The organism is Nostoc sp. FACHB-152 (assembly GCF_014697475.1).
Taxonomy (GTDB): Bacteria; Cyanobacteriota; Cyanobacteriia; order Cyanobacteriales; family Nostocaceae; genus Nostoc_B.
Genome location: NZ_JACJRV010000033.1, coordinates 42,959 through 69,068 on the forward strand (window position 1 = coordinate 42,959; position 26,110 = coordinate 69,068).

Consider the following 26,110-nt stretch of genomic DNA (forward strand, 5'->3'; position numbering starts at 1 on the left):
CCTTAAAGCTGGACACCACTTGCAGAGGCATCAGCATAGACTCTCCACTCGTAAATTTTGTCCCCTTCAAAACGGTATATATCGACGCAAGGAACCTGAACAAACCGCTTGTCCTGCTTATGAATGTAGTTAGCATCCATTTCCAAAACAACGGTATTGCCGATTTCCCAGATTCCTCTGATATTGCGGGTTGCCAGTTTCAGGGTTTTATAAATATGTGTCAAAAGGTCGCGGCAGTTTTGCGGCCCAATTACAGGGTCATTTGCACCAATTTTGTAGAGTACGTCAGGAGTAAAAAAGCTGATAAATTCATCCCAATTTTCCGCTTGCAAAGCCTCATACATTTTTTCGATTTTTTGGCTCAATGAGCCTCTTGCAGCGACGGTTTGAGGTTCAACTTGTTCTGTCTGAAAAACCGGATCTATATTCATATAAATCCGCAGTTCTTGCACTTTATCTCCTTTGAAGATAATAGTGTCGCAGCAGGGAAGTGTAAACACTTTACCATCGTGGCGAATATAGGTCACATCCATTTCGCAGATAACGGTGTTTCCTATCTCCCACATATTTTTAATGTGGTGGTAAACTTTTGCCACTGTATCCAAAAAAGCAACTGAATTGTCTTTAATGCCTTGATGTCCATAGGCAATAGGAAAGTTAGAAAACTGATACAAACAGTCATCGGTGTAGAACTCGACGAAGTTGTTCACATTCATGGACTCGCCTGCTTGAAACATTTGTCTAACGATTTCAGGCTTGCTTAGGGAAATTACTGTTGTCTGTGTCATTGATTTATCCTCTTTGGTAGTTTGATTTTCGATGAGCTGTTTGAGATCAAAGGAGCCTTTCTTGATAGTTTCCGGTTGAGCAGTTTGTAATAACTGCTGGGCTTTTTCTGGCTCTAGAGATTGGTCAGTAATAGGCTGTAACTGAGAAATGTTGTATTTGCCATAAGTCTCATTTCCATTTGTGTTTGTAGTTTTTGTTTGGGAGTTCAAAAACCAGTAATTTGTGTTGTTGGCTTGGTTATATTCCGCCTCCGCTCTGGTGAAATTTTCTTTGGCTTTGCGAGTTACTTGGTTAAATTCAAGTTGTTCTCCGTTTGGCCCTTTACAGTAAAACAATGACCATCCTTCAAAGTCGCCGAATTCTGAATCTGAGTAGCCTTCAACGAAATATTCTGGTTCATTCCAAAACTTGTTGGCATTGTACTTAAGGGCAAGATTGTTTCTTTCGGCTTCTGACTTGACATCGATGATGCGGTTAAAAACAACATCAGTCAGACCTCGCCTCTGACACTCTTGTTCTAAGGTTTTGGCAAAAAGGTTGAGATCCACGTCATCTTTCACATAGAAAGAAAGATGCGGTACGTTTGCATAGCCAACACAAGAAGATACTTTGTCAAAAATATTAGGAGCATTTGGTGTTAATTTAGCATCCCGGAAATGGATGAGTTCAACAACCGTGTTACCAAAAGAAACAAACCTAACGTCTATTGCAGCATCTGAACCATCTCTGAGGTTAGGAACTCCCAGTGTTTTCGGATCAATTCCGCGTTCAATTGCCTCAATATCTTCTTTTTGAAAAAGAGTATTGTGCAGCACTGGGCCGATAAATCCATCGCCGCTCAGAGCAACTTTTCCACCTAAGACTTCAGTATAAAATTCCATAGCTTTTGCCATGTCATAAACTGTCATCCCGAAGTGTTGCACTCCTTGCAAGTAATGACCTAACCCAGTTTTGCCATTCTGCTTCCCGTTCATCAGTGACACTATGTCCTCCTTGAGTTCATTGGTTGCTCCTACTTTGACAATCAGCTCTGCAACGGTGGAACTGCGCTGACCTGCCAGAGTCATTTTGCCGTCGTAAACAAAGGTGTAAACACTACGTTCAGGAAATGGTAAAAGCTGCTTGATATATTTAGCTTGGTCTTGAACCGCAACTGCATATTCTCTGGAAGCAAAGAAAGTTTCCATCTCCAAGGGATTAGCAAAGGCAATTTCAAAGGCGGCTTGATATTGCTTTTGCAATGGTTCAAAATGCGATACGCCAGCCGCATCAGGGCGCGAGTTGTCCACTTCCTCAAACAAATGCAGTCGAAACTTGAGTACCGAATCACTTTTAACCACAGCTGGGGCAAAGCTTTGTGTTAGATACTGGCGAAAGTTGTCTACACTCACGTCATCGGATTTCTTGACCATGACGTGGAACTTAAGCAGACCGAGATTGCCGTTGGGGTCTGGGGTAGGAATGCCATCAACATAGGTTTGGGAATTACCATTGGTGTTATAGCCGATGGCTTTGCTAAATAAGTTATGTTCGTCATCCATGAGGATGGCAGCAGATTGAAACCATTTCTGACGTTGGGTTTCAGTTTCAAAGGTTAATTCGGCAATCCCATCAAACTGGTCTTCTGCGGGGCAGTCGTAATCAATACCATCTATAGTTGGCCACAAACCACCTTCGCTATGCTCAAGATGGAATTGCCAGTACTGATGCTGACCTGGGAGGCGCGCACACAGGGGGCCGTGTACATTTCTCCAGTAATCATCGAAAAGCTCTAAGGAGATTCCTTTGCGTTTCCATAACAGTGCGTAAAAGGTTAGTTGACCTTGGCGATCGCGTATGGAATAGTCTTCCTTTCTCAATGCAGATATCATGTTTCCATCACCGCTTTGCTGAAAAATTTCTTTTAGGGCATTGAAGTAGACTGCAACTTTATTGAATCCTGCGTAAACGCACATGAATAAAAGCAGTTCTGCAATTTCCTCATAGGTGGCTCCTTGTTTGAGAGCCATATTCACATGGGCTGTAAAAGAATTACCTGAACCTGTGTGAGTCTGATTAATAATATCAACCGCGATCGCAATTAGAGCCTTAGTCTTTTGGTCAATTAACGGTAGACCCCATACTTCACCAGCGACGCGAATCACAAAATCGCCAAATTTCGGGTTGATATGTTTTAAATCTGCTTGCAGTTTCAAGTCATCCAATACTGCATTTTTCATTTTAGGTTGTGGTAATCAAAGTCAATAGTCCACTTGGGGCAAACACATCACGATAGAATGTCAGCTGCTCGGTTTTGAGATGGCACCCCCCTCTATGACCACGGCGCACCCAAGTGACATTTCCCTTAGCAATGCTTTCGTTGGTTTCGTCGTCTACACACTTCCACTCAAAGTAGGTGACTTCACCGTGAAACATGACAATTGGCCAGCACATGGTAACTCCTGGTTGGGCAATTAATGCCCACCAATGTTTCTCGCGTTCTTTTTGCTGTTCTAAGCCGTAGTAAGGGCCGTCCTGACACAAATAAACTAGATCGTTGCGATATTCCCCTGTTAAAATGTCACCTCGTCCTTGGCGTAACGCCTCACAATGAGTAGGCCACCATTCCTTATTCTCTTGTTCAATTTGTTCGAGGGTATAATCAGCACTAATTTGTGGTAATGTTCTTTCTTTCTTGGCAACAAACCTTTCAGCATCCTCGATCAGTTTTTTAGCAACATAGGCACTCACCAGCCCCGGTCGAGAATAATCTGCTGCTAAATCTTTGTAGTAGTTAATCCGTTTTTGGCTCGATGTGGTTGTAGTGGTTTGTAAACCATTTTGAGACCCATTTGAAGAACCATTCGTGTTAGAAAAAATTAGTTTTTGTTCTAGCATGAGCGAAATTACATCCTTTTTAAGTTGATTGGTGGCTCCAATGTTGGCAATTAGTTCTGCAACGGTGGAACTGCGCTGACCTGCCAGAGTCATTTCGCCGTCGTAAACAAAGGTGTAAACACTACGTTCGGGAAATGGTAAAAGCTGCTTGATATACTTGGCTTGGTCTTTAACCGCAACTGCATACTCTCTGGAAGCAAAGAAAGTTTCCATCTCCAAGGGATTAGCAAAGGCAATTTCAAAGGCGGCTTGATATTGCTTTTGCAGTGGTTCAAAATGTGATACACCAGCCGCATCAGGGCGCGAGTTATCCACTTCCTCAAACAAATGCAGTCGAAACTTGAGTACTGAGTCGCTTTTAACCACAGCCGGGGCAAAGCTTTGTGTGAGATACTGGCGAAACTGGTCTACACTCACACCATCGGATTTCTTGACCATGACGTGGAATTTGAGCAGACCGAGATTACCGTTGGGGTCTGGGGTAGGAATCCCATCAACGTAGGTTTGGGAATTACCAGAGTCAGTGTTATAGCCGATGGCTTTGCTGAAAATGTTGTGTTCGTCATCCATGAGGATGGCGGCAGATTTAAACCATGTCTGACGTTGGGTTTCGGTTTCAAAGGTTAATTCGGCAATCCCATCAAACTGGTCTTCTGTGGGGCAGTCGTAATCAATACCATCTATAGTTGGCCATATGCCACCTTCGCTATGCCCTAGATGAAACTGCCAGTACTGATGCTGACCTGGTAGGCGGGCGCAAACTGGGCCATGAACGTCTCTCCAATAGTCATCAAATAGTTCACGGGAAATCCCTTTGCGTTTCCACAGCAGCACGTAAAAGGTTAGTTTGCCAAGGCGATCGCGTGTGGCATAATCGGTCTTTCGCGTTGTTGCTAAAATCATGGCTGCGCTCCTTTGTTCGCAATTAATTTTTTGTTGATGCCAATTAGGTTTGGCGATCGAGAATCTCATTTAAAGCACCGAAGCAGCCAGCAACTTTATTGAATCCGGTGTATACACATAAAAACAACAGGAGTTCCTCGATTTCCGCCCTCGTGGCTCCTTGCTGGAAAGCCATATTGACATGGGCGGCGAAAGGGCTACCAGGCCCTACCTGATCCTGATTGGCAACATCAACAGCGATCGTGATTAAAGCCTTAGTTTTTTGGTCAATTAACGGTAAACCCCATGCTTCACCTGCTACACGAGTAACAAAGTCACCAAACTTCGGGTTAATATCTTTTAAAGCCTCTTGAAGCTTTTTGTCATCCAGAACTGCGTTTTTGTATGCTATTGCCATTATCAAGTAACCTCTTTATTAACTATGAGAGTGAGATGGGCGTGCAGAAGAGTATGTCTGCAAAGTGGCCAATTATTGATTTGGACTGTTAAATATTTTCAAGTTATGCAATTTCTTCAAAGGTTAATCAAGACTAAATCAACTCTATTTTTAGTACTTCATTAACAGGCAGTTACTGTGAGTTAAAAAGCTAAACTTCTTTAATTGACATATATCTCATATCCAAGCTATATTTCAATAAATAAACGTTTTCACTTGTTCCTAAGTTATTTCTGCAACCTCTATAGTTTCACTTTAAGGCTGATCAAATCCAGCAATCTCATATATAACCTATAGAAAATATCATCTAAACTCTTGAATCAAATCTAATAAGTTAATAAAAAATCATTAGTAAAATTAAGAATTAAAATATAAACGGAATATCAAAAAGACTAAATTTGTCACTAGGGATGAGTTTCAGAGTATAGGTGTTTTCTGAACTGAAATTTATGAACCTCTTACAAAATATATACTTTACTTTAGTTTACAAATTAGCTCTGATTGTGGATACAGATAATTGGTAATAAGCATAATTTCGGAATTAAGTCAAGTTATCTATCAACATTCCTTGACCTTGTTGATCATACTTAATGCTTTCAGCACAATCATATAATTTTATGTTATCAACAGCATATTATTATGTTAAATGTATTAGTGCGATCAATGATTGCAAGTAAGATGAGATGAGATTTTAGATGAGATTTATATGAGATTCCTAGTTTTAATAATCACTAAGCTAAAAATATTAATGAATAAATTCTCAAAAGACTAGCTTGCTTCTAATACCATTCTCATATGAAAACGCATAAAAATAACCCCACTGCCGGCGGCTACCCCCCTCTCTCTGTCCCCCTTTGCCAAGGGGTGGTGGGAGGTTGGGAGGAGTCAAAATCATGTGCAGCTTCACAGAAAATTGGTATCAGAAGGAAAGACTTACCTGAAGTTAATTTGAACACATTTGAAATACTGAAAGACAGTTTATTAATTTTGGCTACTTCAGTTTATAGTTTCCACACAGAATAACAACGGGGATAGTTAAGATGCGTCCTGTAATGCCAGTGTCTACCAATTCTATGGATTTCGAGCTTCTGCTAGAGATTATTAACCGCAAACTAGTTGACAGCCGAAATCGCCCGCTTACCCCTACAGAAACTTTGATTATCCAGGGTATCTGGCAGTATCAAACCTACAATCAAATGGCGATAGATGGAGGCTATAGCCCTGGCTACCTAACTAATGTAGTCGCTCCGCAGTTGTGTCAGCGACTCTCTGAACTCCTTGGTAAGCGCGTTACCAAGAAAAACTGTCGGTTTTTACTAGAGGCTTATGTTGCTGCTTATGCAAATCCAGAGGCAATGTCGTTAAGGCAACTTCCTGATGACTTTTTCTCTGCTGTTGATCAGGCTCTGTCGCCCAGCTACCCCAGTGGCCCAGTTCCACTCGGTTCTGTATTCTATATTGAAAACTCGAATACTGTGGCACGGGTTGGTGAAGAAATTTGTAAACCAGGAGCCTTATTGCGGATTAAAGCACCCAGAGAAGCTGGCAAAACTTCACTGTTGATGAGGATTCTCGACTATGCTAACTGCCAGGGCTACCGCACCGTTAGCCTAAACTTAGAGCAAGTTGATCAAGCAATTTTGAGTGATCTGAATCGTTTTTTGCGCTGGCTATGCACTAACGTTACTCATCAGTTGCAGATTGAATCGAGGCTAGACGATCACTGGGACGAAGACATTGGTTGCAAAGTTAGCTGTACCCACTATTTTCGGAGCTATTTGCTAGAGCAAATTAACACTCCGATTGTGTTGGCGTTAGATGAGGTAAACCAAATTTTTGAGCATCCACAAGTGGCAAAAGATTTTTTACCAATGTTGCGATCGTGGTATGAAGAAAGCAAAAGGTTACTCATCTGGCAAAAGCTGCGTCTGATTGTTGTTCACTCCACTGAAATTTATGTTCCTCTACAACTTAACCAGTCGCCTTTCAATGTAGGTCTACCGATTCAGTTAAGCGATTTTTGTTTGGATCAGGTGCAGCAGTTAGCTCAAAGTTATGGGCTTGATTGGAGCAATGGAGAAGAAAGCAGACAATTAATGGCTATGGTTGGGGGACATCCAGCATTGATACATATGGCCATCTATCATCTAAGTTTTGAAGAGATGACCTTGGCGCAACTATTGAAAACCGCTCCTACATCTACTGGAATTTACTCCCATCACTTGCAACGCCATTGGGTGAATTTACAACAAGAGATGGAATTGCTCATAGCTGTGAATGCAGTTATGAGTTCTATTGAACCTGTGCAATTAGAACCGATTGTAGCTTACAAGTTAAGTAGTATGGGACTTATTAAATTAGATGGCAATAAAGCTACACCCAGTTGTCAGTTGTATCGGCAGTATTTCAATAATCTGCAATCACAAGAAATGAAATCAGTAATTAATAATTGATTAATAAGTATAGGGAATATAGCAATCCTATTTGATTTACAAACCGCTTATGGGAGCAGGTAATAGGCAATAGATTTGTTTGCCACTGATTTAGGATCGCTATATTAATCATATTTATTAAACAAGTGAGGGGAATAGCATTCATTTTTAAACAAAGACAATAAAAACCATTGAAAGGTGAAAGTTATGGAAGTCAACTCAACCAATCCTCCAAAAATTAACATTAAAAATTTTAAACGTTCTCCTCAACAAAATACTAATGGTTGGGAAGCAGAAATCATTGAAGGAACTTGGCCAAATAATTTATCCGGCTGTGTCTTTATGGTTTCTCCTTATCACCGCAAGCAAGACCGTCATTTATTTGCTGGTGAAGGTGTAATTATTAAATGGAATCTCAAAGCTCAAAATGACCAAATCACAATCCACGCAAATAAATTGATAACTTGGGATAGTTTCTGGCAGAACAAACTACCAATATATAATCTATCAAAAGCTTTTTTTCCAGCAGTTATTAGCCCTTTAGGAGTATCAGAAATTGCCAACACAGCGGTTGTTAAGATGGATGGAAGACTGCTTTTAACAGCAGATGCTGGACGTTACTGGGAAGCAGATCCAGATACCCTGGAAACGATAACACCCATAGGATATTTTGACGAACATATCATTTCTGTTCCTCTAGCATTTTTTCCTTTGGTAGCAAATACAGCCCACCCTTTCTACGACCCTACAATTAATAAACTTATTAGTTGTGAATTAAGGTCGCGGCTGCGTCCAGGTAATTTATTTACTGATATGGTGAGTGATGTCTACATAACTTATTGGGATGGCAAAGGAGATTTAGAACATTGTAAAGTTACCGGAGCAGTTCTTGATGGTACTCCACACACAGTAATAGTGACAGAAAAATCTATTCTGTTCCCAGATATGCCCTTTCAAATGGGAGTATCAATGCTGTTGGGGTTAAAAATTCCTCCTCTCAAACCGTATCATAAAACACAGCTTTATATTGTTAACCGTGAAGAGATAGAAAAAGAACAGCGAGAGAATGTCACCTCACGTCTAATAACTTTTGAGGGTGATAGCTACCACTTTTTATGGAACTACTATCATATTGACGACAGAATTCATTGCATCGCCATACAACAAGCAACAATTAGCTTAACAGATGCACTTCAACAGGAGGATGTTAAACACTTCACTGGCGAACCCTACGATAAAGATTGGTGGGGTATACCTTGGATGTTTGCATTTGATCCTGGGGTACTGCGTAAAGTAGTAATTAAAGATGCTGATTGTCTAAGCGAAGAAGCCTTTATCCATCCGGGATGGTTTTCTACAACACTTTACACAGCCGATTCCAGAGAATTTTTAACTAAAGAAGGATATTCTGCTATCTATCAAGTTTATACTGGGTATCACCGCGATTTTATTTGCCGTCGTCACTATCTTGAATTTCGTGATTGCCCGACTCGTATTCTCAAGGATGAACAACTACCCCAATATGATCTCCCCTCAGTTTTAGCTAAAGTTCCCTTAGATAAAAACTGGGAACAACTTACCCAAAAAATCAAGGAAGAACAAGAACAAAATCCTGATACTCATGTATCTCATTTAGGGAAAGAACTGCTTGATTTTTATGTATTTCCTGACGGGTATGTTATCAATAGTATTCAATTTATTCCGCAAGAGCATGGGTATATTTTAACAACTATTTTGACACCTACAGATTACCTGGAAGCATGGTTATTCGCTGCTGATACGCTGAGTCAAGGCCCTATTACTAAACTTCGTTTACCAAAAGAAGTTCATTTTGGGTTTAGCTTGCATTCAGAGTATTTTGAGAAAGTTATTCCGGCTAAACATAGTTACAAAAGGTCTAGGTTAGTATCTGATTTACGCAGTCTAACAAAGGTTCCTTACGAATTTTTCTTTGATTCATTAGAAAACATTCGCAAAAAGAAGAGTGATCATTAAAATATAACTCAAATATGAAAAAGTAGCAGCGATCGCTGCTACTTTTTCATAAAATTTATGTTCATGCATTTTGTGAGTTTATTATGATTACTCTAAGTGGATACAAAATACTTGCTCAAATCTACGAAAGCAATAATTCAGAAGTTTATCGAGCTATTCAAGAGTCTGACAACCAGCCAGTTATCCTCAAATTACTAAAACAAAATTATCCCACTAGTCAAGAACTGGCTCGCTATAAGCAGGAATATGAAATTACGCGCAATCTAACTTTTGCCGGAGCAATCAAAGTTTATGGTTTAAATTCTTATCAGAGAACACTGGTTCTGATAATAGAAGATTTTGGGGGGATATCTTTAGACCGATGTTTCCCAGAAAAGCCGCTTGAATTTGAGATTTTTTTTCCTATTGCTATTGAAATAGTTAAAAATTTAGGCAATATTCATGCAGCCCATTTAATTCACAAAGATATTAATCCAGCTAATATCGTCTTTAATCCCACCACTAAACAACTCAAAATCATCGATTTTGGTATTGCGACAGTACTCAAACGAGAAGATCCCAGCCTCAAAAATCCTTATATTATTGAAGGCACTTTAGCCTACATCTCTCCTGAACAAACTAGGCGAATGAATCGCCCTTTAGACTACCGCACCGATTTCTATTCTCTTGGTGTTACCTTCTACCAACTGCTGACAGGACAATTACCCTTTGAGAGAAATGATGTCTTGGAGTTAGTTCACTGCCATCTGGCTATACAACCGATAGCTCCTCATTTACTGAATCCTAACATTCCTTTGGTAGTTTCTAATTTAGTGATGAAACTGATGGCCAAAACAGCTGAAGAAAGATATCAGAGTACCTACGGTATTCAAGCTGATTTAGAAGAGTGCCTCAGACAATTTGAATCTACAGGTAAAATAGCAGACTTTTCCCTAGCTACTAAAGATATTACCGGACAGATCCAAATCCCTCAAATACTCTATGGTAGAGATGCAGAAATTTCAACCCTAACCGCAGCATTTGAAAGAGTCACAGCACCAAAAAAAGCTAAACCATTGGTAACCGAACTGATGCTAGTAGGTGGGTATTCTGGAGTTGGAAAAACAAGGTTAGTCAAAGAACTCTATAAACCTCTAACTGAAAAACGAGGCTATTTTATTTTAGGTACATTTGATCAATTTCAACGTAATGTTCCCTACTCTGCGGTTGTCAATGCCTTTACTAATTTGGTACAGCAACTCTTAGGTGAAAGTCAAGCGCAACTAAATCAATGGCGAGAAAAGCTTTTAACTGCTTTAGGAGTTAATGCACAGATAATTATAGATGTTATTCCCGAAGTAGAATTAATCATCGGTAAGCAACTACCTGTCCCAGAATTAAGAGCAACAGAAGCTCAAAATCGCTTCCATTTAGTCTTTAAAAATTTTATTCGTGTATTTTGTTCTCCTGACCAACCTCTCATCATATTTCTTGATAACTTACAATGGGCAGATTCGGCCAGCCTCAAGTTAATTGAATTGATGATGATGGATGCAAGGCTGCAATTTTTATTTCTCATTGGAGCTTATAGAGATAACGAAGTTAACCACGCTCATCCATTAAAAATTACTCTGAGGAATTTACATCGAGAAGGAATAATTATCAATGAAATTATTTTACAACCATTAGAATTACATCATATAAATCAATTAATTGCTGATGCAACTTTCACTGAATTAGAATATATCAAACCTTTAGCCGAATTAGTCTACAGAAAAACTAATGGCAATCCTTTTTTTGTTAATGAATTTTTAAAAGCAATTTATTCTAATAACTTGCTAACCTATCAGCATGATTCAACCGATAAAAATCAAAACGCATCTTGGCATTGGGATATCAAATTGATTGAAGAATTAAAAATTACTGATAATGTAGTTGAATTAATGCTCGCTGAAATGCAAAAATTGCCAAAAGCTACTCAACAAATTTTAAGTGTAGCATCTTGTATGGGAGCGGAATTTAATTTATCTACAATTTCTATAGTTTGTCAAAACCCAGAAAGTGAAATTTTTAAAAATTTAATTTCAGCAATTGATAAAGGTTTAATTATTCCTTTATCAGAATTAAATGAACAGTTATTAATTCAAAATTATAAATTTGGGCATGATCGTATTCAGCAAGCAGCTAATCTGCTGATTAATGAAGCAAAAAAACCAGCTATCAACTTAAAAATTGGCCGTTTGCTATGGAAGAATACTCAAGCAGAAGAGTTATCTGAAAAAATATTTGAAATTGTTGACCACCTGAATTTAGGGCGTGAACTTATAACTTACCCACAAGAACAAATTGAAGTTGCAGCCATCAATTTGCTAGCAGGACAAAAAGCCAAAGCAGCAACAGCTTATGAAGCAGCACTCAAGTATTTAAATATAGGGCTGGAACTTTTAGCAGATAAAAGTTGGCAAAAAAACTATTATTTGAAACTGACTCTTTATGTGCAAGCAACCGAAGTATCTTATTTAAATGGAAACTTTGCACAGATGGAACAATTAACTTCGGTAGTATTAACAAAAGCAAAAACCCTCTTAGATAAAATAAAAGTATATGAAGTTAACATTGAAGCTTTACAATCACAAAATAAAGAGCTAGAAGCTATTGGGACGGCTCTCCCCGTGTTACAAACTTTAGGTATTAGTTTTCCAGAATTAGTCCAACCGATAGATATTCAACAGGAATTAGAAAAAACTCGCACAAATTTAGCGGGTAAGCGGATCGAGGATTTAATTAATTTGCCTCAGATGAGTGAATCATACCAATTAGCAGTAATGAGAGTAGCAAGTTGCATTTTTTCTTCTATTTATGTTGCTGCTTCTAATTTGTTACCATTACTAGTTTCTCAACAGGTGAATGTATCGCTTAAATATGGTAATACTTGTCTATCTGCTTTTGCTTATGTTAATTACGGATTAATTCTATGTGGTGTGTTAGGGGAAATTGAGGAAGGTTATAAATTTGGTCGCCTAGCTCTAGATTTGGTAGATAAATTTCATGCTAAAGACCTGATTTCTAAAGTAAATGCTGTATTTTACGCTACTATTAGTATTTGGAAAGAGCCGATTAAATCATCGTTGCAGCCATTACAATCTAGCTATCAAATTGGATTAGAAATGGGAGATTTGTATTACGGAACTACTTGTGCTTATCTATATTCATTTCATTCAATTTTTGTAGGACAAGAACTAAATAATTTAGCGTTAGAAATAGCTAGTTACAGTCAAATTCTGAGCCAATTCAAACAAGAAGGTACTCTTAATTACAATAATATTTATGGTCAGACTGTCCTCAACTTGATAGGGCGTGCTGAATCTCCCTACCGTTTGTTAGGAGAGGTTTACAATGAAGAAATTATGCTTCCGCTTCATCTCAAGACCAATGATCGCTATGCGCTATGCGCTTTATATTTTAATAAACTGTACCTATGTTATCTTTTTGGAGAGTATTCTTTAGGTGTTGAAAATGCTGAAAAAGCAGAACAATATCTAGATGGAGCAACTGCTACATTACTAATTCCGCTATTTTATTTTTATGATTCTCTCGCTTACCTTGCTATCTATGAATCTGCATCAGCAACCCAAAAACAGCAAATCTTAGTAAGAGTTACAGAACATCAAGAGAAATTACAAAATTGGGCGTGTTATGCTTCAGCCAATTACTTGCATAAATTTTACTTAGTAGAAGCAGAGCAGCATCGTGCGAAAGGAGATGCGCTAAAAGCGATGGAATTTTATAATCGCGCTATTGAGTTAGCTCAAGAAAATCAATATTACAACGAAGAAGCACTAGCTAATGAACTGGCGGCGAGGTTTTATTTAGCTAATGGTCTCAACAAAATTGCTCAAATTTATATTACCGATGCCTGGTATTGCTATCTCAAATGGGGAGCAACAGCTAAAATTAAAGATTTAGAAAATAGATATCCTAATTTGCTTGCTATCAAATCTGAGACTGTAGCCCCAAGAAAATCTAATTTTAAAACTACAAGTGAACAAACTAGTTCAGTAGTACTGGATTTGCAAACAGTTGTAAAAGCATCACAAGTTTTAGCCAGTGAAATTGTATTGCACAAATTGCTGGAAAAATTGATGAAAATTGTGATCGAGAACGCAGGCGCTCAAAAAGGCTATTTAATTCTGGAAAAAACAGGTGAGTGGGTGATTGAAGCTCAAGGCTCTGTAAATTCTGAGAACATTACTATTATGCAGGCGATTCCAATTAACTCATCAGATAGCGATCGCCAAACACCTCCTTTATCAGCTGCTATCATCAATTATGTTGCTCGTACTCAAAAAAATATAGTTTTAAATGATGCAGTTCATGAAGGAGAGTTTGTTCGTGATCCTTACGTTGTAGTCAATCAACCTAAATCAGTTCTCTGCACTCCCCTGCTATATCAAGGCAAACTGAGCGGCATTTTATATCTAGAAAATAATTTAACAACGGGTGCATTTACTCCAGAAAGAGTAGAAATTTTAAGAATCCTTTCTACCCAAGCAGCTATTTCTATTGAAAATTCTTACCTTTACGAGCAGTTAGAAGATTACAATCGAACTCTAGAACAAAAAGTCAAAGCCAGAACCCAGGAACTACGAGAAAAAAATCAGGAATTAGCCAGCACTCTGCAAAAGCTCAAAGCCACACAAGACCAAATTATTGCTCAAGAAAAATTAGCTTCTTTGGGAGCATTAGCAGCAGGTATCGCCCATGAGATCAAAAATCCCTTGAACTTTGTTAACAATTTTGCTGAACTGTCTGTGCAATTAGCTCAAGAACTAATTGAAGAGTTAGAAACTCAAGAAAATAAATTAGAGCCAAACAGCCGAGAAAACATTGCAGAAATTTTAGACGATCTGAGCCAAAACGCTCAAAAAATAAATCAGCATGGTAAAAGAGCAAATGATATTGTCAATGGAATGCTGATGCTCTCTAGAGGGCAAGTCGGCAAAAGACAACCGAATGATATCAACGCTTTGTTAGAAGAGTCTATAAATTTGGCATATCACGGGATGCGTGCCAAAGACCCTTCCTTTCAAATTGCGATCGCCACAAATTATGACCAACAAATTCCTCACTTGAATATTGTACCGCAGGATATTAGTCGTGCCTTTATTAATATCATTAATAATGCTTGCTATGCAGCTAATGAGAAAAAGAAAGAATTAGCAGCAGGATTCTTGCCAAAAATCTCGATTACCACTCAGGATTTGGGTGAAAAAATAGAAATACGTATTCAAGATAACGGCAAAGGTATGTCTCAAGAAGTTGTCGATAAAATTTTTAATCCCTTTTTCACCACTAAACCTACAGGTGAAGGAACAGGCTTAGGTTTATCAATTAGCCATGATATTATTGTGCAAGGGCATCAAGGAGAAATTCGAGTAGAATCTCAAGTTAAAAACTATACAGCTTTTATCATCGCTTTACCTAAAAATCTCCCAATTCAGCACAATACTGATAAATAAAATGAATTAATTGATTCTTCCGAAAATTTCTAATGATTCATTGTAGTATTTGCATGGAAGGGAGATTTTTTGGGTATTATTTGTATGCAAATAATAATTGTAGATGACGAACAAGATATTAAGTTATTGTTTGAACAACAATTTCGCCGAGAAATTAAAAACAACCAAATTGAATTACATTTTGCTTTTTCAGCAGAAGAAGCACTACAATATTTACAAAGACAATTAAATAGCTGCATTAGTTTAATTCTGGCAGATATTAATATGCCGGGCATGAGCGGATTAGAAATGCTCAAAATTATCAAAACAATTTCACCTAATTTAAAAGTATTTATGATCACTGCATATAACGATGAAAATCATTACACAACTGCTAAAGAATATGGGGCTGATGACTACATTACAAAACCGATTGCATTTAATACACTCAAAACCAAAATATTAAATTTATAAATTAAATCATTTAATTAATCAAAATGTCTGTAAAAATCTTGGTTGTAGATGATGAGCCTGATATAAAATCTTTAATCCGCCAGAAGTTTAAAAAAGAAATCCGAGACAAGCAGTTTCAGTTTATTTTTGCCTACAATGGTTTTGAAGCTCTTGAGAAATTAGAAGCTGAATTAGATATAGATATAGTATTCACTGATATCTATATGCCTGAAATGGACGGGCTAACTTTACTCAATAAATTAAATGAGCTATATCCCTTAATTAAAACAATTATTATTTCTGCTTATGGTGATATTGGCAATATCAGAATAGCAATGAATCGCGGTGCTTTTGATTTCTTGACTAAGCCGCTCGACCTTCAAGATTTAGAAATTACTACTAACAAAACTCTGCAACACGTCCAGCAGATGAAAGCAGCTTGGCTACAAGAACGTTTAGCACGACAAGCTCAAGCCCAATTATTGCTCAATCTACAACAAGAGATTGCTGTGCGCCAGCAAGCAGAAGAGGCATTACGTGAAAGTGAAAGAAAGCTCGGTCAATTTTTAGAAGCTGTGCCAGTGGGAATATTTGTTGTTGATGCCAAGGGCAAATCCTTCTATGCTAATCAAACTGCACAACAGATACTTGGCAAGGGAATTTTAACCGAAGTCACAGCTGATCAATTAAATGAAGTATATCAAGCCTACCTAGCGGGGACAGAACAGTTTTATCCTTCCCAGCAGCAACCGATTGTGCGCGCGTTGAACGGTGAAAGCGTGACTGTGGATGATATGGAGATTCATCAAGCTGACAAGATGATTCCCTTGCAGGTGTCAGCTACGCCAATTTTTGATGAGAAGGGTCAAGTTATGTATGCTATAGCTGCCTTTCAAGATATTACCCAACGCAAAAAGGCAGAAGCCGAGCGAATTGGGTTTACTCAAGAGCTTTCGTTCAAAAATATCGCCTTGCAACAGGCAAAAGACGCATTAGCCGAGTCTAACCGCACCTTAGAACAAAAAGTTAAAGAGCGTACTCAAGAACTTTCACAAACTCTAGAAATTCTGAAAGCCACTCAAGCCAAACTAGTATTTGAAAATGCTCTGTTGCGGAGTGCAGAACAGCCCTCAACTTTTGATTATCAAGTTGGGGGTAGCTTACCGATGGATGCTCCTACCTATGTAGTACGTTCCGCAGATCGTCATCTTTACAAGGCGTTGAAGCTAGGTGAATTTTGTTACATTCTGAATGCGCGGCAAATGGGTAAGTCAAGCCTGATGGTACGTATGATGCACTATCTTCAGCAGCAGGGGTACAGCTGCGCGGCAATTGACATGACTCGCATTGGTAGTGAAAATATTACTCCTGCCCAGTGGTACAAAGGATTAATAGTGGAGTTATGGCAAAGTTTCGATTTGCCAGGATTGGTGAATCTAAAAGCTTGGTGGAATGAGCAAAAAGATTTATCTCCCATCCAGTGTTTGAGTCGATTTATCGAAGATATCTTGATAGAGCGAGTTGAAAGTAAAAAATTTTTTATTTTTATAGATGAAATTGATAGCGTCTTGGGCTTAAATTTTCCTGTGAATGACTTTTTTGCTTTAATTCGCTTTTGCTACAATCAGCGCAGTCTTAACCCAAAATATCAACGTTTAACTTTTGCGCTGTTTGGGGTAGCGACACCTTCAGATTTGATTAGTGATTACAAGAGAACACCCTTTAATATTGGTCAGGCAATTCAACTAGAAGGCTTTAGAGAACATGAAGCTCAACCTTTACTCCAAGGCTTGGCAGATAAAGTGAGCAATCCGCAAGTAGTGCTGAAAGAAGTATTAGCTTGGACAAGCGGACAACCTTTTCTGACTCAAAAGCTTTGTAAGTTCATTCGCAGTTTTCCGTCTCCTATTCCTACCAACCATGAAGTTGAGTGGATTGAGAACTTGGTGCAAACCCAGATTCTCGAAAACTGGGAATCTCAAGACCAGCCAGAGCATTTAAGAACTATTCGCGATCGCATTCTGAAAAGCGATTACCAACCTGTTCGGCTATTAGAAATCTATAAACGAATTTTGCAACAAGGTGAAATTGTCGCCGTTGACAGCCCAGAGGAACGGGAATTACTCTTGTCGGGGCTAGTGGTCAAGCAACAAGGTTTACTCAAAGTCCATAACCGGATTTATAGATTAATTTTTGACAGTAGTTGGATTGAGTTGCATGGATGTATATAGGAACTAAAAGAGGTTTTAAAATACGAACACCCCTATACCATTTCCTTATATATGAAGAAGCATACAAATAACCCCACGGCCTGCGGCACCTCCCCTTGTTAAGGAGAGGTTGGGAGGAGTCAAAATAATGTGCAGCTTTACAGAGAATTGGTATTAGAAGTAGTTGAATGGATAAAAATCTGATTATGAGTTCAAATTTCATTGGAATTAAGTGATTTCTGCAATCATAAGCCGCTAATCCAAATAAGCCAACTATTGATCACAACCTAATCCAGAGGATTTTACTCATGGCTAAACTTACCATTCCACCCAATTTCATCGGCACTCCTAATGTCGATACTTTAATCGGGGAAGAGGTAAATACATCTCCAGCAATTGGTATTGAGATTTTAACTGGAGGTTTGATTCGTACAGGCTCAGGAAAAGACGAGATTACTGGTATCGCTACTGGCGAAAACATCCTTGAAGGTAGCAACATCGCTGGTACAGGCACAGGCATAAGCAACAGTGGCAGTTTAAATACAGAGGATGAAAACGACACAATTACTGGTACTGGTACTGGTGGTAATATCACAGGCATCAGCGATGGCAGCAACTTTGGTGGTACAGGCACAGGCATCAGCAATAGTGGCAGTCTGAATGCCGGGAAAGGAAACGACACAATTACTGGTACTGGTACTGGCGGCAACAGCGAATTCGGCATCAGCGATAGCAGCAACTTTGGTAGTACAGGCACAGGCATCAGCAATAGTGGCAGCCTGAATGCTGGGGATGGAAACGACACAATTACTGGTACTGGTACTGGCGGCAAGGTCAACAGCGTTAGTGACGGCAAAAGTGGGGATGGAATTGGGATAGCCAATAGTGGCAGTCTAAATGCCGGGGACGGAAACGACACAATTACTGGCACTGGTAGTAGTAACAACATCAGTGGCGACCCTGGTGGCGGCATCATTGGTACAGGAATTGGCATCAGCAATAGTGGCAGTTTGAATGCTGGGGGCGGAAACGACGCAATTACTGGTACTGGTAATGGGAACAATGGGCCCGATCTTAAAGACGCAGCTATCAATGGCGGTAATGCAACTGGCATTAGTAATAGTGGCAGCCTGAATGCAGAGAATGGAGAAGATATAATTACTGGCACTGGTACTGGTGGCAAGGGCGGCACCAACCGATTCGGGGCTGGCAACGGCGGTACAGGCACAGGTATCAGCAACAGTGGCAGTCTCAATGCCGGGGACGCAAAAGACACTATCATCGGCATTGGGATTGGCGGCAGTGCTGGTGCTAATTACGAAGGCGGCAAAAGCGGTGATGGAACTGGCATCAGCAATAGTGGCAGTCTAAATACCGGGGACGGAAACGACACAATTAATGGCACTGGTAGTGGTGGCAACATCTTTGTCGGCAACGGTGGAGATGGAATCGGGATCAGCAATAGTGGCAGTCTCAATACCGAGGACGGAAACGACACAATTAATGGTACTGGTAATGGTGGCAGCATAGACGAGCGCAGCGTCTTCGCCAACAGTGGTGCAGGGACAGGCATCAGCAACAGTGGCAAACTCAATGCGGGTAACGGAGAAGATACTATTACTGGCAAGGGTATTGGCGGCAGCAGTAACAGTGTCACAAGCAGCCTCGATGGCGGTACAGGGATTGGCATCAGTAACATTGGCAGTCTTGATGGTGGCAACGGAAAAGACGCGATCGCTGGTACAGGTCAGGGCGGTAATGGCAGCGACGCGAATAACGGCAGTTCTGGCTATTTAAGCGTTGCTGGCAATGGCGGTGCAGGGACTGGCATTAGCAACAGTGGCAGTTTTAATGGTGGAGAGGCAGATGACACCATCACTGGCACAGGAAAAGGCGGTAATAGCGGTAAAGCAACTCAGATCTGGCCTTTTAGCATTAGCGGTGTTGGCGGTGCGGGGACTGGCATCGGCAACAATGGCAGCCTGAATGCCGGAGGTGGAAATGACACTATCATTGGCAGTGGTACGGGCGGTAGTGGTGCCAACGTCACTGACAATCCTGCCACCGAGGGTGTAGTTAACTTTGAGGCGCGTGTCGGTGGGGCGGGGACAGGCATCAGTAACATTGGCAGTCTCAATGGCGGAGAGGGAGATGACGCTATCATTGGCACAGGAACAGGCGGGAATAGCGACACAATTTATTACAATACTATTGGCGGTGCGGGGACTGGCATTAGTAACATTGGCAGTCTCAATGGCGGCGATGGCAATGACACGATCATTGGTACAGGAAAAGGCGGTAGTGGCAGTAATTTTTTCAGTAGCAGTGTAAATGGCGGCCTTGGCGGTGCAGGGACTGGCATTAGTAACATTGGCAGTCTCAATGGCGGCGATGGCAATGACACGATCACGGGCTTTGGCACTGGTGGGGATAACATCAGTTCTGGCGAAATAGGCACTGGCGGTGTAGGAACTGGCATTAGTAACAATGGCAGTCTCAATGGCGGCGATGGTAATGACATTATCACTGGCACAGGAAAAGGCGGACTGAATCAAAACAAGAACTATCGTGATGACATCGGTATTGGTGGTGCGGCGATCGGCATTAGTAACAGTGGTAGTCTAGATGGCGGGTACGGAAATGACACTATCACTGGCACTGGTACTGGCAGTGGTAGTGCCAGTGGTGCGGTAGACGGGTTTGGCGGTGAGGGGACTGGCATCAGTAACAGTGGTAGCCTCAATGGTGGAGACGGAGATGATGCTATCACTGGTACAGGAAAAGGCGGAGGTGACAATGGTATCGAAAGCTATGGGTTAACCGGAACCACGGCTGCTGCGGGGACAGGCATCAATAACAGTGGTAGCCTCAATGGCGGCAACGGAAATGATACCATTACTGGCACCGGGAAGGGTGGTGATGGCGGCCCTGGCAGAGGTGGCGGTAATGGCGACGCGGGGACTGGTATCAATAACAGTGGTAGCCTCAATGGTGGCGACGGAAATGATACTATTACTGGTACCGGGAAGGGTGGTGATGGCGCATATGGGAGAGGCGGAGGTGCTGGCGGTGCGGGGACAGGCATCAGTAATAGTGGTAGCCTCAATGGTGGAGAAGGAGATGACACTATCACTGGCATCGGGAAGGGCGGTAGTAGTGGCGAGGCCTCACTTTTCTATGGCAAGAACGGCGGTGCTGGAATTGGCATCAGCAACAATGGTGCAGTAGATGCTGGGAATGGAGAAGATAAAATTACTGGTATTGGTACTGGCGGCTATGGTGCCGAAGGCATAGGTGGCGGCACAGGCGGGACAGGAACTGGCATCAGCAACAGTGGCGAAGTACTTACTGGGGATGGAGAAGATCAGATTACTGGCACTGGTAAGGGTGGCAATGGTGGCAATGGAATTGGCGGCAGTGAGGGCTTCGGTGAAAACAACGGCAACGGCGGCAATGGTGGAGATGCAGTAGGCATCAGCAACAGTGGCAAAGTAGATACTGGAGATGGCGGAGACACCATTACTGGCACTAGTACTGGCGGCAACGGCGGTAACGGTAACAGCAGCATTGGTGGCTTCGATGAAGGTAACGGCGACGGCGGCAATGGTGGAGATGGAGTCGGCATCAGCAATCATGGCAGTCTCAATGCTGGGTTAGGCAATGACACAATCATCGGCAAGGGTATTGGGGGTCTTGCTGGCAACGGTGTGGACGAGTCTGTTGCTGGTTCTGGCACTAGTGGTGGTAATGGTGGAAATGGAATCGGCATCTATAACATTGGCAGTCTAAATGCTGGAGGTGGCAACGACACAATCATCGGCAATGGCACTGGCAGCAAGGGTGGCGAAGGCGGCGGTCAATTCTCTAGTGACGGCCAAGGCGGTGCAGCGACTGGCATTAATAACACTGGCAGTCTGACTACTGGAGACGGAGATGACAAGATCACAGGTACTGGCAAAATCTTAGACACAACAAATGGTTCCGCCAGAGGCATCTTCAACGATGGAGTAATTGATACCGGGAATGGTTATGACATCCTGACTGGCCAAGCTTGGACAAAAATTGGTAGTACTGCATATGGCATTTATGGACAAGGAACCATTAAAACTGGCGATGGCAATGATAAAGTGACTGCCACTAGCACCATAGATGAAGTTAAACAAAAAGTCACTATTGGTGGCGGTATCAAAATTGAACTAGACAGTGGCGATGATAAATTCAAAGGGTTTGGTACTGGAACTGTTGATGGTGGATTGGGCTGGGATACTCTTGATCTGAGTGCTTTCAATCGCAGTGAACTCACTTTTTCTGGTGTGATTTCCGGCAATGCCTTGAACCCAGCTAACTTCACCTTCAATAACAATGGAGATGCTATTACCCTTTCTACGACTGGATTTGAAAGCTTTATCTTTGCAGATAGTTCTTTCTCTTACAGCAGTTTGGCCAACGGGGCATAGGTAAGGTTCTTCTTAATTCAAAAGTATTGAGGGTGTAGGATGTGAGTAACCCTCACCCTGACAAAGCCCACGTGAGTTCGACGAATCAAAAAACAGCAGGAGGTAGTGCAGGTAAGTCTTTGGGGTAAATATCCAGAGATGCTTTGTGAGGCAAATAAGTATAAGCAGCCAAACCAGCCATCAAGTTGACCAAAAAGTTAAAAACACTACGATGGCAAGAATGTTCTATCTGACACAGGTTTTTCAGGTGATCATTCACTGATTCAATGACTGCACGCTGGCGTAAAAGAATTTTATCAATCAGTTTTAGCAAGCAGTTTTTCATGTTCTTTTTAGATTTGGTAACTAACTGTAAGCCCCGTTCAGATAACTCCTTAAAGAGTTTTTGTGTATATCCTCTGTCTCCAAACAGTTTGCCAATTAAGTCGTGATCTCATGTCCGGCTGATCAGTTGTGATTAAATGCATCTGTGCAGAAATCGCAAAACCCACTCCCCTTCCCCTTACAATGATTATCATTCTTATAAATTGTATATTTTAATTTCTGGAAGTCCCTTAACCGGACACGATATATTGGCTACAGGCTGAAGGTGCAGCAAGCGAAACTAATCTCAATCTTTTAATAGCGATGTCTGCGATAAGCCGCAAAGCGTCTACGCACAATCAATTCTTTAGTCTGAAGAATCGTACACCAGATTTTTGCAATGTACTTTTGATACAGCAATTGAGTTATTTGATATTAATTCTCAGAATTGGGATTTTGAAGAAGCAATGTCATCAACTCACAATCCCAGAAATTGTGACGAGTACAAGCAATTAGAACAAGCACGGGCATTGTAATGGCAACAGCTGCAATAAATGATAGCAAACTCTGCCTTCCCCAAACCAAGCTCACTAAAAGTTGCTAATACCCACATGGTTCTTCCCAGTTTTTGGTGCGCCTGTGTCTAAATTCTATTTGTGACTACCGCAAATGTTTTAGAGTTTGGATGACAAAAAATTTGCTTGCATAACTACTAGTATTTAAATATACTTAAACTCTTTAGTGTAATGTTTGGAAAAAATACCATTGCTTAGTAATCTCACAGATGCCACACTGAGATGCTCAAAGTATCTTTATATGATAGTAATTAAATCCCAAGTGTGTTTTCTGTTATGAAAATGAGTTTATCGATTAGCACATCTTTCGTGCTTTCTTTGATGTTGACTAGTTTAATTGATGCCCAAAGTATAAACGCTTCTTCAAAAGCATTTGCAAGTTCTTCATCTACTGTTTCTACGGTTAAAGAAACGACAGTATCTAGCCCCAAGCTCATAAGTCAAGCAACTACTCCAGTTACATATTATGTAAGTGGTAATGGCAGCAACAAAAACAATGGGCTTTCTGCCTCATCTGCTTTTAGAACAATTCAAAGAGCAGCAGATCTCACCAACCCAGGAGATACCATCCTGATTATGAATGGGGTGTACACCAATACTTACCCTGGTGCAGTAGTATATATATCTCGCCCTGGAACTGCTCAGGCATGGATAAAGTACCAAGCATACCCAGGACATACACCTAAAATTAAGCATAATACTTGGAATGGAATTGTCCTTAACAAAGGAGTATCCTATATTGAGGTTCAAGGGTTAGATATTGAAGGCAACAATGCTAACATCACCCTTAATTATGCTAAAACTCAGCGATATAACACCAATAATCCACTAACAAGCGGAAATTGTCTCTACATTGATGGACGAAAAGGTGGTTATCCTCACCACATACGTATCCTAAACAACAAAATACATAATTGTGGTGGAGTAGGAATTAGTGCAGTTCGCTCTGACTATGTAACTATATCTGGTAATGAAGTATTCAATAATGCTTGGTATTCTCCATTTGCTAACAGTGGCATCTCCATCGGGCAGGGCGTAAATACTGATAGCAATACAGGATACAAAATGTATATCACTAACAACAAAGTCTACAACAATCGCCAGTATATTCCCTGGGTTAGAAACGGGAAAATTACAGACGGCAATGGCATTATTGTTGACGATACCAGAAATACTCAAAACGGCTCAACTTTACCGCCATATACAGGACGCACCTTAATTGCTAACAACATTTCATATCAAAATGGTGGTTCCGGCATTCATACCTTCAAAGGCGACTATGTAGACATTGTTAATAACACTACTTATTTGAATAACCAAAGTCCAGAAATTGACTATGGGCAAATCATGGCAAATACTTCAACAGATGTCAAAATCTTGAATAACATTATGTATTCTATTCCAGGTAAGAGGATAAATAGTAACTGGAATAATACAAATGTTACCTATAACTATAATCTCTACGCTAATAGTTCTAAGATCGAAGTCAAAGGCGTTAATGATATTGTTGGCGATCCCCAGTTTGTTAATGCTTCAACAGGAGATTTTCGATTATTGTCTACTAGTCCAGCAATTAACCAAGGTCTTCAACTAATACAATCAGATTTTATAAACAACCCTCGTCCTTATGGCGGAGCATCTGATATAGGTGCATACGAGTACCAATTCTAAGAACGAATATACGCATAGCGAGTTCATAGGTCAGTCAAAAGAATTAAAGAATAGACTCATCCGTAAATGGCAAATGCTCACGGTGACTGGGTTTGACCAATTTGGATTCAATAGGCGATCGCCAAGATGTGAGCGCCTAGCTAGCGGCGAGAAAACGCGGCTAGCAACAAATGAAACTAGCATATTTTGCAAAAGAGGGCTAAGAGCTTTGCCATAGAAGGCTCCTAAAATGTGCTAGTTAGAAGTTAAGTTTCAAAAATCAGTGATGCTAATGATGTGGCTGATAGTATGCTGTTTGAGAATGGATATCTCAGAAGATTGTTGCTATTAGCTTTGAGAGCGGTTGGTGGTTCAGATCAATGCACATCGCTCGCTTGTTAAGGATGTATTAGGTCAGGTTGCTTTTTCCCTATGTAAGTAAATTATTTTCATTTGCAAGTAACCTTCCTAAAGAAAGAACTTCTGTTTATACTTCATCATACCTAAGCAAGAAGTATTGCCAATTCAACAACTTTATGTTTGATGTATGAATGAGAAAAATTCTTACTCAAGTACATTATCTAAGATTTTATTAAAACTTAAACACAAGCTGATAAAAAAGTTTTGTAAGTATTTTTTAAAAATCTAATTCAATATTTCAATATTGATAACATAGCCAACCACAACTATTTCGGAGAAATGCGTTATTATCTATCTCCAAGAGAAAAAATGGAAATTGGTTATTTCAATAAAAAAGACCTTGATAATTACTAAGTTTATGTTTTAGACAATTAGCTCATTCATAAAGATACTGTACTTCCTAATTGCAATTAATAGTCAAGTAATACACCACAAAAGGTAAAAATATGGATTTTCTAACATTCAGCAGCTTGAGCGATGACTTATTTAATAACAACTTGTTTGATATTGAAGAGAGTAGTTCCAGTACTGACACATTTGATCTGTTTACAGGTAGCTCTATAAATACTCAAATTGTAGGCACAGCCGAAAGTTCAATCACCATTAACACCAACGATAGCTATAACAAAACAATTATTACAGGTGATGGCAACGATTACATTAGTGCTGGATTAGGGAACGACACGATTACTGCTGGTAGTGGGTCTGATACTTTTGCTTTTAATTCACCATTTGAAGGAGTTGATACAATTACCGATTTTTCAATTCAGCAGGACGACAAGCTACAAATTTCTGGGGCTGGATTTGGGATTGGAAAAAATGATTTTAATCGCTTTACTTATGACCCAGCAACGGGTGGATTCTACTTTGACACAACTCAACTTGCCACCTTACCTCTGAATTTGTCATTTGAGCAGACTACTAATATCATTATTGTTTAACTAAATCAGGCTGTCCAAAACAGCACAAGTCAAGCCTGAAACTATGGCAATCGCTAGAAAATGGAGGTAAGTTCTACCAAGTGAATGAAACCTTGCGGGGGGACAAAATGGTCTAGAATGCTTATCTTACAAAGAGTGTAGCAATTTGTGGTAAAAGAAAAAGAGCATTTATTCGCAATAAGCTCTATTTAA

General features: G+C 40.3%; 13 protein-coding genes. 9 read left to right on the top strand and 4 right to left on the bottom strand.

Going from position 1 to position 26,110, the window contains the following annotated elements:
* Positions 1 to 2: 2 nt before the first annotated feature.
* The 3 genes from H6G76_RS20600 to H6G76_RS20610 are packed head-to-tail and all read right to left on the bottom strand — an operon-like array spanning position 3 to position 4,966.
* Positions 3 to 3,008 carry a nuclear transport factor 2 family protein gene (locus H6G76_RS20600; protein ID WP_190704770.1) on the bottom strand — a complete coding sequence of 1,002 codons (3,006 nt, stop codon included), beginning with the start codon at positions 3,006 to 3,008 and terminating at the stop codon, positions 3 to 5.
* Between the two features lies 1 nt (position 3,009).
* Entirely contained in the window at positions 3,010 to 4,569 is a 1,560-nt protein-coding gene (locus H6G76_RS20605; protein ID WP_190704775.1) for an EthD domain-containing protein, read from the bottom strand.
* Between the two features lie 43 nt (positions 4,570 to 4,612).
* Positions 4,613 to 4,966 (bottom strand): carboxymuconolactone decarboxylase family protein, encoded by a 354-nt coding sequence (locus tag H6G76_RS20610; protein WP_190704777.1) that lies wholly within the window; start codon positions 4,964 to 4,966, stop codon positions 4,613 to 4,615.
* A gap of 1,112 nt (positions 4,967 to 6,078) precedes the next feature.
* On the opposite strand from H6G76_RS20610, the gene H6G76_RS20615 reads away from it, so the two are divergent.
* The 6 genes from H6G76_RS20615 to H6G76_RS37785 all read left to right on the top strand — a co-directional run bounded on the left by H6G76_RS20615 (position 6,079) and on the right by H6G76_RS37785 (position 22,029).
* A complete protein-coding gene (locus H6G76_RS20615) occupies positions 6,079 to 7,458 on the top strand; it encodes an AAA-like domain-containing protein (RefSeq protein WP_190704804.1) in 1,380 nt (459 codons plus the stop codon).
* Between the two features lie 186 nt (positions 7,459 to 7,644).
* Positions 7,645 to 9,432, top strand: coding sequence for a carotenoid oxygenase family protein (locus H6G76_RS20620; protein WP_190704778.1), 1,788 nt, complete (start codon positions 7,645 to 7,647; stop codon positions 9,430 to 9,432).
* Positions 9,433 to 9,515: 83 nt separating this feature from the next.
* Positions 9,516 to 14,930, top strand: a complete 5,415-nt coding sequence (locus H6G76_RS20625) for an ATP-binding sensor histidine kinase (protein WP_190704780.1) — start codon at positions 9,516 to 9,518, stop codon at positions 14,928 to 14,930.
* 69 nt (positions 14,931 to 14,999) lie between these two features.
* Positions 15,000 to 15,383, top strand: coding sequence for a response regulator (locus H6G76_RS20630; RefSeq protein ID WP_242056470.1), 384 nt, complete (start codon positions 15,000 to 15,002; stop codon positions 15,381 to 15,383).
* A gap of 23 nt (positions 15,384 to 15,406) precedes the next feature.
* A complete protein-coding gene (locus tag H6G76_RS20635) occupies positions 15,407 to 17,593 on the top strand; it encodes an AAA-like domain-containing protein (protein ID WP_190704782.1) in 2,187 nt (728 codons plus the stop codon).
* Positions 17,594 to 17,880: 287 nt separating this feature from the next.
* Positions 17,881 to 22,029, top strand: a complete 4,149-nt coding sequence (locus tag H6G76_RS37785) for a hypothetical protein (protein WP_190704784.1) — start codon at positions 17,881 to 17,883, stop codon at positions 22,027 to 22,029.
* 85 nt (positions 22,030 to 22,114) lie between these two features.
* On the opposite strand, the gene H6G76_RS20645 is transcribed toward H6G76_RS37785, so the two are convergent.
* Positions 22,115 to 22,450 carry a transposase gene (locus tag H6G76_RS20645; RefSeq protein WP_313934810.1) on the bottom strand — a complete coding sequence of 112 codons (336 nt, stop codon included), beginning with the start codon at positions 22,448 to 22,450 and terminating at the stop codon, positions 22,115 to 22,117.
* A 277-nt stretch (positions 22,451 to 22,727) separates the two neighbouring features.
* Here H6G76_RS20645 and H6G76_RS20650 point away from each other — a divergent pair, with 277 nt between their 5' ends.
* The 3 genes from H6G76_RS20650 to H6G76_RS20660 all read left to right on the top strand — a co-directional run bounded on the left by H6G76_RS20650 (position 22,728) and on the right by H6G76_RS20660 (position 25,918).
* Positions 22,728 to 22,868, top strand: coding sequence for a hypothetical protein (locus H6G76_RS20650; protein ID WP_190704786.1), 141 nt, complete (start codon positions 22,728 to 22,730; stop codon positions 22,866 to 22,868).
* A 321-nt stretch (positions 22,869 to 23,189) separates the two neighbouring features.
* Entirely contained in the window at positions 23,190 to 24,578 is a 1,389-nt protein-coding gene (locus H6G76_RS20655) for a right-handed parallel beta-helix repeat-containing protein (RefSeq protein ID WP_190704788.1), read from the top strand.
* A gap of 845 nt (positions 24,579 to 25,423) precedes the next feature.
* Entirely contained in the window at positions 25,424 to 25,918 is a 495-nt protein-coding gene (locus tag H6G76_RS20660) for a hypothetical protein (protein ID WP_190704790.1), read from the top strand.
* Positions 25,919 to 26,110: the final 192 nt, after the last annotated feature.